Source organism: Pseudomonas sp. ME-P-057 (assembly GCF_030208975.1).
Taxonomy (GTDB): Bacteria; Pseudomonadota; Gammaproteobacteria; order Pseudomonadales; family Pseudomonadaceae; genus Aquipseudomonas; species Aquipseudomonas lutea.
The window spans coordinates 23020-36399 of sequence record NZ_JARVSX010000016.1 but is presented as its reverse complement, the minus strand read 5'-3'; the positions used below and the strand labels follow the sequence as shown (position 1 = coordinate 36399).

At 53.1% G+C, this 13380-nt stretch carries 6 protein-coding genes; 5 read left to right on the top strand and 1 reads right to left on the bottom strand.

Annotated features, from left to right (window positions below; all coding sequences use genetic code 11):
- The first annotated feature begins 34 nt into the window (after nt 1-34).
- Entirely contained in the window at nt 35-2374 is a 2340-nt protein-coding gene (locus tag QRN48_RS08585) for a rhamnan synthesis F family protein (protein WP_285350051.1), read from the top strand.
- A 146-nt stretch (nt 2375-2520) separates the two neighbouring features.
- Here QRN48_RS08585 and QRN48_RS08580 read toward each other — a convergent pair whose 3' ends face one another.
- Entirely contained in the window at nt 2521-3621 is a 1101-nt protein-coding gene (locus QRN48_RS08580) for a hypothetical protein (protein WP_285350049.1), read from the bottom strand.
- A 658-nt stretch (nt 3622-4279) separates the two neighbouring features.
- Between QRN48_RS08580 and QRN48_RS08575 the strand changes: the two genes are divergently transcribed.
- From QRN48_RS08575 to QRN48_RS08560, 4 genes are all read left to right on the top strand, one after another.
- Nucleotides 4280-5722 (top strand): mannose-1-phosphate guanylyltransferase/mannose-6-phosphate isomerase, encoded by a 1443-nt coding sequence (locus QRN48_RS08575; protein WP_191946027.1) that lies wholly within the window; start codon nt 4280-4282, stop codon nt 5720-5722.
- Between the two features lie 357 nt (nt 5723-6079).
- Nucleotides 6080-6874 (top strand): ABC transporter permease, encoded by a 795-nt coding sequence (locus tag QRN48_RS08570; protein ID WP_191946046.1) that lies wholly within the window; start codon nt 6080-6082, stop codon nt 6872-6874.
- The gene (locus QRN48_RS08565; RefSeq protein WP_191946028.1) at nt 6871-8088 is read left to right on the top strand and encodes an ABC transporter ATP-binding protein; all 1218 of its coding nucleotides are present in this window, start codon (nt 6871-6873) and stop codon (nt 8086-8088) included. Before QRN48_RS08570 ends, QRN48_RS08565 begins: the two co-directional genes overlap by 4 nt.
- On the top strand, nt 8085-12983 hold the full coding sequence (locus QRN48_RS08560) for a glycosyltransferase (protein ID WP_285350046.1): 4899 nt from the start codon (nt 8085-8087) through the stop codon (nt 12981-12983). The genes QRN48_RS08565 and QRN48_RS08560 overlap by 4 nt, the downstream gene beginning before the upstream one ends.
- Nucleotides 12984-13380: the final 397 nt, after the last annotated feature.

Here is a 13380-nt window from a genome sequence, read left to right as displayed (position 1 = left end):
TTTATCTTCGTCCCCTTATCCATGTAGAACATCTATGACAACTAAACACAAGCTGATCGAAAAAAATCTCAAGGCGCTTACCGAGCTGATCAACGCGAGCGGCGCGTTTGACAAAGTCTTCTACAGATCCCAACGAAACGGGGCGGCTAAGAAGCATAATGATCCTATTGCACACTACCTAAAAGAAGGCTGGAAGATAGGCCTTAACCCGCATCCATGCTTCGATACTCATCACTATGTACAAGCAAACGAAGACGTCCGGGCGTTGAACATACACCCATTCCTACACTTCGTCATTTTCGGGTATCGAGAAGACCGGTTCACTAGCGAGAACTTCAGCCTTACGGACTATCGAAGACTGCACCCAGATATCGCCTTCGACAAGATCAACCCGCTCAAGCACTTCACCCAAAACTACGGACAAACCAAGCCGGAGCATTTTGAGCTTGCGATGGTCGCTCCTGACATTGCGATCATTCCATACGCATCCAATCAAGATGAAGAGAACTTACTCGATCAAGCGTTGCGCCGCGGCTTTTTTGATTTCGACTGGTATAAGGAAACTTACGGTGGACACTTCGCAACGCCGCTTCAAGCCTTCCAGGATTATCTCCACAAGTCCCGTTTTTCCCAAGTAAATCCCTCACCTGCGTTTGACAACGAAACATACCACCGCATGTACTCAGACGTATATCATGCACAAATGAGCCCTCTTACGCATTTTCTTTTGAGTGGTGAAGCGGAAGGAAGAGCACCCCAACCTGTCCACGTTAAGTGGCGGCCCAGCAGCGTGATTCTGCCAAAAAACAGGCTAACGGCCAAAGCAAAAAAACTCAAAATAGCGATATGTTTTCACATTTTCTACGAAGACTATATTGAACGCTTTTCCAAGGCACTGGATAACTTTCCGCTCGCGGTGGACGTATTTATCACATTGGCCCACGGCGTCGACGACAGTCTGGCACGAGAAGCATTCGGAAATCATGTGAATGTAAAACGCGTCGAAATCTGCACGGTTCCTAATAGGGGCAGAAACTTCGGACCTCTTTTAACTGAATATGCCGCGGAACTCTCCGAGTACGATCTATTTTGCCACCTGCACTCTAAGAAATCCCTATACTCTGGCCGGGAGCAGCACCAGTGGGCTGAATACCTCACGGAGTTTTTGCTCAGAGACCCTCGTGTCACAACAGAGCTTTTGAACGCATTTGCGGACGACACTACCTTGGGACTTTACTATCCCACAACGTTCTGGATGATGCCCTCTTGGGTCAATCACGTGACGATGAACAAAGGGCACATGAATGATTGGTATCGAACGCTAAATATTTCCGCCCATGCCCACGATTTCCTGGCCTATCCAGCTGGAGGTATGTTTTGGGCTCGACCCCAAGCGTTGAAGAATTTACTGGAATTGGGCCTCAAGTATGAAGATTTTCCTGAGGAGCCTCTTCCCAACGATGGCTCTTCACTTCATGCACTGGAACGCATACTCGGCCCTCTTGCCGCATCTAATGGGTACCGCCAGTTCTTCTACTACCCCGAAACAAATGCAATGACCACTGATGATACGTTCATAATGATGAACTACCATTACAGCCTGCAATCATTTCAAAGCAGATTAAAAACGTTTAGCCATGTCAGCTTCGATGTGTTTGATACATTAGTGAGGCGTAAACACACCGCTGCAGATTATGCAAAATTCAAGCTTGGAAAAGAGATAGCCCAAGCCAAGCAGGTCGAATCGGCGCATTCATTTGTGCAGCTCAGAAACGATGCTGAATACACATTAAGAAAGCGATCTAACTTTCAAGGCGATGTATCCTTAAAGGATATATACATGGAAATCAGCGCCGTATTAAACATCCAACAGGAGCATGCGCTGCAGCTCATGGAAAGAGAGTTTGAACTGGATTTAGACTCCATCTTGGCAAAAAATGAAATGGTCGATATTTTCAATGGCCTCGCCTCGGCAGGGCACATTCTTTGGGTCATTTCCGACACTTATTACTCCGGGACCCAAGTGAGTCTCATGCTCCGAAAGGCAGGCATTGCGGCCCCGTATAGACTTCTGGTATCAAGCGAGGAGAAAAAACGTAAGGATAATGGGAGCATGTGGCATATGGTGAAGTCGGACCTACGACGCGAAGGTGTTAGCAACCATGTTCATGTGGGTGACAACGTAGTCGCCGATTCTCAAATACCAGGGGATCTTGGGTTGACCACGATCCATATCCTTCACCCGATGGACAAATGGCGCGCGCTAGGCTTTCCTGATGTGCTAACAGGTCACTCTACGATTGATGAAAGCAGCATCCATAAATGGGGAGCATTGATCAGTAATACGGGAAGAATTCCCTTCATCGGCGAATAGCCATCGTGCAGGTGGGGGCTTTGCAGGGCTGGCCCCCTTTTTCGATAACCTGTGGGGCAAATGATCATTTAAGCAGAACCGCCAACCAGCTGGCATTCGGACATCGAGACTTAGATACCCAGATTACCCACAGTTGCGCGAATTTCTTAGTCGCTGCTTGCTATTCTGCCTTCAAATTCCCCATACAAGACATAATGCAGCAAAGGGTTCATACCCGAAGCCCGTACGTCCTGATTATTTTCGAGATAAAACTCAGAGTCGAATTTTGGACTTGGGCAGTTTTGATCATAACCGCCGTACAGCAGATAATGAAGTACGGGCGCCAGCTCGCCTTGAATCGTGTGCCCATACATACTCACGTACCAGTCGGCGTCAAACAATCCGCTCTCGTTTATAACGCACAGATAAGGCTGGATCACATCATTTAGAAAACTCGTTGGAATCTCGGAGCTTCTAGCCAATGCGATCAGTTCATCTAAGTGTGCAGGATCATGCCTGATCTTTAAGGACCGAATCAAATACGATGCACCATATAACGGATTACCAGACCGGATCTCTTCGTATCCGATCTCCGCGCACCAATAGGAGCTGTCGTACTGACTCAAGTCTACTGTATTGACCACATCGTGATTGATTATGCCCAGCACAACGGCTTTCAGCAGGCCAACCTCAAGAAGCGCCTCGGCGATAAGATGACCTGCATACGGCATATCCACCAAACGGGCCTCAGGATAAGCTGGGACAATAAAGTCCTGGATAAATTTTCGATCAACTTCCTGCACATGATCAAACAGTATCGTAGGCGGATACATCGACGAAGGTGACATGACACAGTCACTGTGCGCAAATGAAACGTGAGAAAACAATGGAGAGCTGATCGAGGGATGTGCTGAATTACGAGGACTTAGAGCTATTGCCCTCGCGTTGACAGCACCCGCATAATAGATTGCGCAATAGCCGCCCAAGCTTGAGCCGTAGGTATAGACTTCATAACCTTCAATAAATGGCAGAACATGACTCGCAAACTGATCGAGGCTCAATTCTTGATACTGACTGTTAAATCTATGGGAGATAAATATATTATCGAACCCTGACTCCAGACTCACATCACATCCGAAGCCTGCGTCCCTGATATCGTGGCCATGAGGGTCAAAGGTGATGATCAGCTTATTTGGCTTGACGGCATGCCGGTAATAAACGATCCGATACCCCTGCTCGTCGGCAATTATTTCTTTCGATACTCCCATCGCGTCACAATCTATCATTACGCCATCACATGCCATGTTGATTTATCGGAAATTAAGCCGCTGACTGCCGACCCCGACAGTTAAGCACACTCCTGTAACTCCGTGAAGCACAGGGTTCGGTGTATGTAGAAATGCACATCAGCTCGGTGTTAGCGGCACATACAAGGCAGGAGATACATCTAATCATACGAATGGATCTGAGCGAAGCGTTGCAGAAAGGTCAGTCGGCGCCGCGAGATAACTGCGCGTCTGGATATAGGAACCACTTTCCTGATCACCCTGTTAACTGGGTGGCATATTCCCCTAACACCACACTCCGGTGGTTACAGAGCTATCTCAGCAGGCAGAATGCCCTGTATGGACTGCACGCCGACCGCCCAAGCCCTTTCTCGCTGGCTACCACTTAAGCCAACAGCAGGTTGCTAGTCAGCTCCGGCAAACGCCTACGAGGCAGCATGCCTGTGCGATTTCAGAAGGCCCTTAGAGAGCGAACCGTTCTCTGGTACCCTTGCGCGCACGAATACGCGGATTTCAGATAGGTCGCTCCCGCTAGCATGTTTTGACCCTTGGCATGCCTACCTGCCGTAGCGCAAAGCGGAGATGTCCACCCTCTCCGCCTTATCATCAGTAGCTGTCTGTTTGCATGAGGTTTATCAAGATGGATTTAATCCCCGTAATTTTGTCAGGCGGCGTAGGCAGCCGGCTGTGGCCCGTCTCGCGCGAGGCCCATCCCAAGCCGTTTATGACGCTGCCTGACGGCCAGAACCTCATTCAAAAAACCTTCCTGCGCGCGGCCGCGCTGGCGGGCGTCTCTGAAGTCATGACGGTCACCAACCGTGACCTGCTCTTCAAAACCGAAGACGAGTACCGCACCGTCAACAAAAACGGTCTGGCCCAAGGCTTCATCCTCGAGCCCTTCGGTCGTAATACCGCTGCGGCAGTGGCGATGGCCGCGCTGCAGATCAAGCAGCTGCACGGTGCCGACGCCCATATGCTGGTATTGGCTGCCGATCACTTGATCCAGGATGAGAAGGCATTCGCTGCCGCCGTCGCCAAGGCTGTTCATCTGTCCGAGAAAGGCTGGCTGGTCACTTTTGGGATTCAGCCGCAGTACCCCGAGACGGGCTTTGGCTACATCGAAGCCGGTGACTCCACCGGGCACGACGCCGGCTTGAAGGTCGCGCGTTTCGTCGAGAAGCCGGATCTGAAGACTGCCGAGGCTTACGTCGCTGCAGGCAACTACTTCTGGAACTCGGGCATGTTCTGCTTCCAGGTGGGCACCGTGCTGGAAGAGTTTGCCGCTCACGCGCCTGACGTACTTGAGGCCGCGGCTGCTTCGATCGCCAGCTCTCGCCTGACCGAAGGTTCCGCCTATCACTGCCTGTCCATCGACCCGGATTCCTTCGCCAAGGTCCCGGACATCTCCATCGACTACGCCTTGATGGAACGCTCCAGCAAGGTTGCAACTGTGCCATGCGACATCGGCTGGAGTGACATCGGCTCATGGAACGCTGTGAGCGAGCTGACGGCCCAGGACGACAACGGCAACCGGTTTGAAGGTGAAGTGCTCTCCCACGGCTCGCGTAACAACTACGTGAACAGCGAAGACCGGTTGACCGCATTGGTGGGCGTTGAAGATCTGCTGATCATCGACACCCCCGACGCATTGATGATTGCGCACAAGAATCACGCGCAGGACGTTAAACACATCGTGACTCAGCTCAAGAGCTCGGGCCATACACTGCACCAATTGCACCAGACGGTTCACCGTCCTTGGGGCACGTACACCACGCTGGAAAATGGCGAGCGCTTCAAGATCAAGCGCATCGTGGTCAAGCCCAAGGCTTCGCTGTCGCTGCAGATGCACCACCATCGCAGCGAGCACTGGATTGTCGTCAGCGGTATGGCCGTCGTGGTTAACGATGACCAGGAGCTCATGCTCAACACCAACGAGTCGACGTTCATTCGTGCCGGCCACACGCACCGTTTGACGAACCCCGGTGTCATAGACCTGGTGCTTATTGAGGTTCAGAGCGGCGACTACCTCGGAGAGGATGATATTGTGCGCTTTGAGGATGTTTACGGCCGCGCTGGTCAGTAATCGCGAGCGTGACGCTCGCACCCGCCAGGTCGCGTTGTTACTGCGGTCGTGACCTGAGGTGTACTTTTGTCTGACTTCAACCCATCGCGAGGTCGCCCGGATCGGGTGACCTCCTCAAGTACTCGATATGTCTCCCATCCGTTACCATTGCAGCGGCACCACACATGCCTGGTAAAACCAGGCTCAACGATTGCGGATCGACCGGGATGCGTTCCGAATTTCTCAACTGCGGTGCCACGGAACGGGCGATTTGCCTGATTTCGGTGGCCACTGACTACCCGGCGATTGAGCTCTCTAAAAGAGCTGAAAACCAGCCGTCCTGCGGATTTTATACGCCGCTATACCATGGGGATAATGATGCTTAGCATGCTTAAAGGCCTATGGAGCTATCGAGGCTTCATTGGCACGTCCATCAAAAACGAATTTGTCGCTCGCTTCGCAAGAAGCAAGCTGGGTGGGTTGTGGATGATCATCCACCCCCTTGCCCAAGTCGCCATCTACGCATTGATCCTTTCAAACGTGCTGGCGGCCAAGCTGCCGGGCGTTGATAACAAATACGCTTATGCGCTTTATCTGATGGCGGGCATCCTGGCCTGGAACCTGTTTTCAGAGCTGATTGGTCGCTGCCTGACCCTGTTCATCGAACAGGGCAACCTCATGAAGAAGATGCGTTTCCCGCGGATCACCCTGCCCGTCATCGTGGTGGGCTCCTGCTTGCTTAACAACCTTCTTCTTTTCGTCGCAGTGATGATCGTGTTCGCACTGCTAGGGCATTACCCCACGCTGGCGATGCTGTGGCTTATTCCCATGACTCTCGCAGTCGTGGCGCTAGGCGTTGGCCTTGGCCTGATTCTGGGCATCCTTAACGTCTTTGTCCGCGACGTGGGCCAGGTTATCCCGATCATCATGCAGATATGGTTCTGGTTCACTCCTATCGTCTATTCCATCAGCATCATCCCCGACTATTTGAAAGGCACGCTGGATTACAACCCGATGTTCTCAATCGTCAGCGCGTACCACGACATACTGCTGTATGGCAAAGCTCCAGACTTGCAACAGCCGTTGATCATCGTTGGGGTCTCCGTCGGGCTTCTTCTTGTAGGTCTATTTCTGTTCCGAAGAGCAGTTCCTGAAATGGTGGATGCGCTATGAATTTATTGTCCGTTAACAACGTCGGCAAAGCGTATCGAACCTATCGATCGGAATGGCAGCGCATCGCGAACTGGTTTTATATACCGACCAAGGCCAGCACCGAACATTGGGTGTTGCGAAACATCAACTTCTCCATTCGTGCGGGTGAAGCAGTCGGGATCGTGGGGCAAAACGGCGCCGGTAAGTCGACCCTGCTGAAGATGATTACTGGCACGCTCGAGCCGACGCAGGGCAACGTCCAGGTAAACGGCCGTATTGCGGCCATCCTGGAGCTGGGCATGGGCTTCAACCCTGAGTTGAGTGGCCGGCAAAACGTCTACCATGCAGCTGGGCTCATGGGCTTCAGCACCGAGCAGATCTCTGACGTAATGAACGAAATCGAGGATTTCGCGGAGATTGGCAACTATTTTGACGAGCCGGTGCGTACCTATTCGAGCGGTATGCAGATGCGGGTTGCGTTTGCCGTGGCAACAGCGTTCAGGCCTGAGATCCTCATCGTCGACGAAGCACTCTCAGTCGGCGACAGCTATTTTCAGCACAAAAGTTTTGACAGGATTCGCGAATTTCAGCGGCAGGGTACAACGCTTCTGATTGTTTCCCATGACCGTGGCGCTATTCAAACCTTGTGCAGCCGCGCCATTCTTCTCGAGAACGGTTCTGTGCTTAAGGACGGCGCGCCGGAAGAGGTAATGGACTACTACAACGCCATTATCGCGGAAAAAGAAAACAGCACCGTGCAGGTCAGGGAGCTTGCGGACGGGTCCAAGCAAACCCGGTCGGGATCTGGAGAGGCCAGTATTGCCTCGGTCCAATTGTGCGCAGAGAACGGCCAACTCGTTGAATTTGTCTCTGTCGGGGACAGGGTTTCGCTCAAGATCAAGGTCGCAATCAACGATGCAGTGCCAGAACTGGTCGTGGGTTATGTCATCAAGGATCGGCTGGGGCAGCAGCTGTTCGGCACGAATACCCATCACATGAAAACCGTGCTGACTGACCTGCAGCCCGGTGAGGTCATCGAATACCGATTCGCGTTTGACGCGAATTTTGGTCCGGGCTCATATTCCGTTGCCGTCGCGCTGCATGCCAATGACGTTCATATCGGGAGTAACTATGAGTGGCAGGACCTGGCCCTCGTTTTCAACATGATCAACATTTCAAAACCTGAGTTCGTGGGCGTCGCCTGGGTGCCACCTTCTCTGGAGTACAGCCGATGACATCAGATTTTTACCGTGACTTTGAAGACCGTTATCGTGGATCTCGCGAGCTCATCAAGCACCGGCAGCTTGTGTACCTGCCCTTTATCCTGCCGCTGAAGGACATTTACGAAACCTGCAACGCCCTCGACTTGGGTTGCGGTCGCGGCGAGTGGCTTGAAATCCTTGTTGAGCATGGATTCTCGCCGCTGGGTGTGGACCTGGACGACGGTATGCTTGAGGCGTGCTCGACGCTGGGACTTCCTACTCAAAACATTGATGCCCTAACGGCGCTGCGAAGCCTGGAGAGTGAAAGCCAGGTTGTCGTGAGCGGGTTCCATATCGCTGAACATATCCCGTTCCCTGTGCTTCAGGAGCTGGTTAGCGAAGCGCTACGTGTCTTGAAACCGGGTGGGCTGCTGATATTGGAGACCCCCAACGCAGAGAACCTGGTGGTTGGGACCAACAACTTTTATCTGGACCCCACTCACGAACGTCCCATACCCCATTTGCTCCTGGGGTTTCTGACAGAGCATTGTGGATTCGCCCGCACCAAACTGCTTCGTTTGCAAGAGTCTCCATTGCTGATAGACGCAGCCGACGTATCGCTTTTTCAGGTGTTGGAGGGGGCCAGTCCCGACTACGCCATCGTCGCCCAAAAAGCCGGCGAAATGGTCATGGAGAAGTTTGATGGCGCCTTCGCGGCCCATCATGGTATTGCCTTGAACGAGCTGGCTACGCGCTACGAGGACGGACTCAACACCCGCTTGACTCAACTCGACGAGACGACCTCGAGCCTCACGGCCGGTCTGGAGAAATCCCGCGTCGACTTTGAGCTGATCAGGCTGGAAGTGGACACGACCAGATCAGCGTTTGCTGCGGCCAGGCTCGATGCGGATTCCGTCAAACTGGACGTGGACCTGATCAAGCTGGACGTTGATGCGGTGACTGACGACTTGAGCCGCGAGCTCAAGCATTTGGCTGGCCTTTTAGTCGAAGCCAAGCAAGCAATCACTGCCGTTTCGTTCAATAACGATCAAGCTGTGGCCTACGCAACGGCGCTTGAGCGCCGCGTGAGTGAACTGGAAATTCGGGCCGATCTGGCAGAAGCAGCGCTGCGAGGTCTACAAGAGAAACGCACGTTGTCATTCAAAGCGATCATTCGTCGCGCCGTCCGTCCCCTGGTAACCAATACCGTGGGGGCAGTTCTGGCTAATGCTTCCGTACGCAAACATGCGAACTCTGTCATTCGCAAGTTCCCTGCCGTACACCAACAGCTGAAGCTGTTTGCAAGAAATAGAGGGTTGATACCTGGAGGCCCGGTCACGGCCGCTTCTTCACAACGCCCGCCGCTCCACGAGACGGCCTACGCGCATATCAACCCACAAGTCATGCCCACGCAGCCGGTGGTTCCTGAGGGCTCCTTCCTTGAATCCAGTGCCGACAGCGCAAGCTTTACCTGCGTACGCTTCACTGGCCACATCGAGGGACATTACAGCCTGGCAATCGTGAACCGCGGCTTGGCGGCAGCGCTGATGCCGCAGGTGGGAGGTCAACTCAAGTTCGTCCCTTATCACGGCAAACTCTATGAGAATCCGACCGACATACCTCTCTCTCAGTCAAGTTTGCTGGAAGCTGTAGATGTGGAGCTGCGCGAAGAAGACAGCGAAAAGATACTGTCGATCGTGCACCACTACCCAATGATCTTCGACGCCGAACAGGCCGGTCTGAAAGTCGTCTTTTTCTTCTGGGAAGAGACAGTGGTGCCGCACGACACCATTGCCTATCTCAATGAGCACTTTGATCTCATCATCGTTGCAACTTCCTTCGTCAAGAAGACATTGCAGGACTCCGGATGCCGCATTGCAGTCACCACATGCCCGATTGGCATCGATCACCTTATCTCCGATGCCATTGAGCCTATCGGTGCGTTGAAGCCTGCGGATGGCGCGAAATTCAGGTTCCTGCACATCTCGTCGGTATTTGAACGTAAAGGTGCTGATGTACTCATCAAAGCGTACCTGGATGAGTTTACTGACCAGGACAACGTTGAGCTTTACATCAAGACATTCCCTAATCCGCATAACCGGATCCACGATCTTGTTGCAGAGCTGTCGGCGGGCCGGGCCAAGCTCCCTGCCATCGTGATCAACGAAGATCATATGAATGATGAGCAGTTGATACAGCTGTATCGCTCTTCACATACGATGGTACTTCCGACCCGTGGAGAAGGTTTCAATCTGCCTGCTGCCGAAGCGCTGGCACTGGCGCTTCCTGTCATCGTCACGGGTTACGGCGCACATGTTGACTTCTGCACTCGCTCTACCGCGTCACTGATTCCATACCAGTTTGCGAAGTCCGAAAGCCACCTGAGAAGTGCCGACGCCTGTTGGGTTGAGCCTGATGTCGCCAGCCTGGCATTGCAGATGCGGGAAGTTTTCCGTCAAGTGCTCAATCAGGATGTAGAACTGGAAACGCGCAGACAAGATGGCCTTCGCCATGTGCGCAGCACTTACACCTGGGAGAAAAGCGCGAGGGCAGTATTGGCGAGCGCTTCCTGGGCGAAAGAAAACAAAGGTAAGCAAACGGTCGGCAAAACCCGTATGGCGGTGATCGGCCCGTGGGCAACCCGTTGCGGCGTCGCGGAATACACACACTCGCTGCTCAGTATGTTTGATCGCTCACAGTTCGACATAAAGGTTCTGTGCGACCTTCGGACTCAACCCGATGATACCCAAACGGTCTACCGACCCTCTTGGGCACTCGGTGATACCGAAGCAGTAAAAGAGGCACTGGAGCACCCGGACTGCCTCCAATCCGAGGTTTTGCTGGTTCAGCATCAACCTAGCCTGTTCAGGCTGGACGACGAACTGTGTCTTCAACTGGCTGCGCGACAAGAAGCCGGGGCAGTCGTGATTCTCGAGCTGCACTCCACGTTGCCATTGATTGCGGAGCACCGAATCTCCGAAGCAGGCGTCAATGCGCTTCGCAAACTCGATCGAATAATCGTTCATAAACCTGAGGATCTTAACAACCTTCTGGTTCTCGGTTTGGTCGCCAACGTCATGATGATCGGTCTGGGGGTTATTCAACCGCTGCCAGAAGTCAGTTCCGATGACGTCCGTACGGAACTCTCCATTGCCAAGAACGACTTGGTGATCGCTTGCTTTGGCTTCATCCTTCCTCACAAAGGGATCGATACGCTTATTGAAACCGTGCTGCCGCTGGCCGCAGCCAGTGGGAGAGGGGTGCGGATGCTCGGATTGCATTCGATCCTGGACGTCAGGAGTGAGCAGACCCTTAATGCCTATCGTGCTCGCGCGCATGAGCTTGGCGTAGAGGCGAGCATCACGTGGATCACAGATTATCTTCCTATCAATGAATGCTTGCGTCTCATGTCGGCCGCGGACTACGTGATTTTCCCTTACAAGGAGACACACGAAAGCGCCAGTGCTGCTGTCACCATTGGCTTGGCAACTCTAAAGCCGGTCCTGGTCAGTCCGATCCATATCTTCTCCGATCTGGCAGAAGTCACATGGCGCATGGAAGGCAGTAGAGCTGCTGATATTGTGACTGCAATTATGGAGCTCGAAGCCAAGCCACAGTTAAAGGCTGAACTTGTCGAGCGTCAGAAGAGCTGGACGGCTGAACGCAGCTGGGGTCGTATATCGCGTCGGGTCGACAACATGATCCACAGTTTGCAGATCGATAAAAAACTAAGTCTGGCAGTGACTCCTTATCGGCGCGACAGCCAGGAAATAACAGCGGCGACAGGGCCCAAGAAGCTCTTCGTCGATGTGTCTGAGTTGTATTTTAGAGACGCGAAGACCGGCATCCAGCGCGTCGTCAAGAATGTGATTAACGAGCTGCAGCGTTCGGAAACTGCTGAATATCAGGTAGTGCCTGTGTTCGGAGCGTCTGGTCACGGCTACCGCTACGCAAGCAACTATCCGAACACCAGTGAGTATGTCGCCAGCCAAAACGAACAACCCGTCAGTTTTTCCAGAGGCGATATTTTCCTTGGTCTCGATCTAAGTGCGCACCTGTTCCCGGAGTTTGACTCCGAGTTGGAGCGCATGAAGAGAGCCAATGTAAAAATCTACTTTGTGGTTTACGACTTGATTCCCCTGATTCACCCCCGTTTCGCGTATCCAGGAATTGATACGGCGTTCGCGAACTGGATCCGCTCGCTAGGCAAATACGCTGACGGATTGATTGGCATCTCGGACGCCGTTGCGACCGACGCCCGTCAGTGGCTGCTGCAACGAGAAGGTTTACGAGTCATTCCCTACGTGGACCACTTCCATCTGGGTGCAGATATCGAAAGTGTCAGTGAACCCACGGCCCCTGATGGCGAACATGAACAGTTGATGGTTGCTTTAAAACAGCGCCCTTCATTCCTCATGGTGGGGACTCTGGAACCGCGCAAAGGCCATGCCCAGACCCTGGCGGCATTTGAGCAGCTCTGGAAACGGGACGTTGATGTCAACCTCGTAATCGTCGGCAAGGAAGGCTGGGCAGTTGATCGGCTGGTACGGCGACTGCGACGCCACCCGATGCTGAACAAGAGATTGTTCTGGCTTGAAGGCATAAGCGACGGAACCCTTACAAGGGTTTATGAAACCTGCAATTGCCTGATTGCGTCTTCGGAAGCAGAAGGTTTTGGCTTGCCGCTGATCGAAGCCGCGCAACATGGTATGCCTATAATTGCTCGCGATATTCCGGTGTTCCGCGAAGTCGCGGGCAATCACGCTTACTATTTCGACGGTCTGGAGTCTGAGCCTTTAGCGATGGCGGTTGAAGGCTGGCTAGAGCTGTATCAAACCAACTCACACCCCGCAGCCGTAGGGATGCCATGGCTTAGATGGAGCGAAAGCGTAGCTCTGCTCAAGAAGATCATTCTTCCAGCCAAGTAACACATGCATGCGGCCGTCTGCCCTCGGGCAGATGGCCTTTTTTACGCGTCATCCTCTTCCCGGCCGAGCTTTGTTTTTCAGACTCTCGCGCTATCGCTTAATGTCCCATCCCTCCCACTTGGCTATAAACTCTCGGCAGACACCGTCTGCGCGACATTGAGACGGCTTGACGGTCCGTGAAATAAGAAGACTCGCCACATTTCGCGGCCCGAGCACGGCCATCCGTACCGCCAGATCGTCTAAACGTTAAATCGTATGGACGGGCTTTACGTTAGGCGTTGCGAGCGTCGTTCGCCGGATGATCACGTGACGAATTAGCAAGTTGGTCAGGCCTTGGTGTGCAGCTTGGCACGTTGTACCATGCACACCTGTCTTACATGGCCTCATCTCAATACGT

Excerpts from the sequence above, each read along its gene's own strand:
- QRN48_RS08585 (WP_285350051.1), top strand. The coding sequence starts at position 35 with ATGACAACTAAACACAAGCTGATCGAAAAAAATCTCAAGGCGCTTACC.
- QRN48_RS08580 (WP_285350049.1), bottom strand. The coding sequence starts at position 3,621 with ATGGGAGTATCGAAAGAAATAATTGCCGACGAGCAGGGGTATCGGATC.
- QRN48_RS08575 (WP_191946027.1), top strand. The coding sequence starts at position 4,280 with ATGGATTTAATCCCCGTAATTTTGTCAGGCGGCGTAGGCAGCCGGCTG.
- QRN48_RS08570 (WP_191946046.1), top strand. The coding sequence starts at position 6,080 with ATGCTTAGCATGCTTAAAGGCCTATGGAGCTATCGAGGCTTCATTGGC.
- QRN48_RS08565 (WP_191946028.1), top strand. The coding sequence starts at position 6,871 with ATGAATTTATTGTCCGTTAACAACGTCGGCAAAGCGTATCGAACCTAT.
- QRN48_RS08560 (WP_285350046.1), top strand. The coding sequence starts at position 8,085 with ATGACATCAGATTTTTACCGTGACTTTGAAGACCGTTATCGTGGATCT.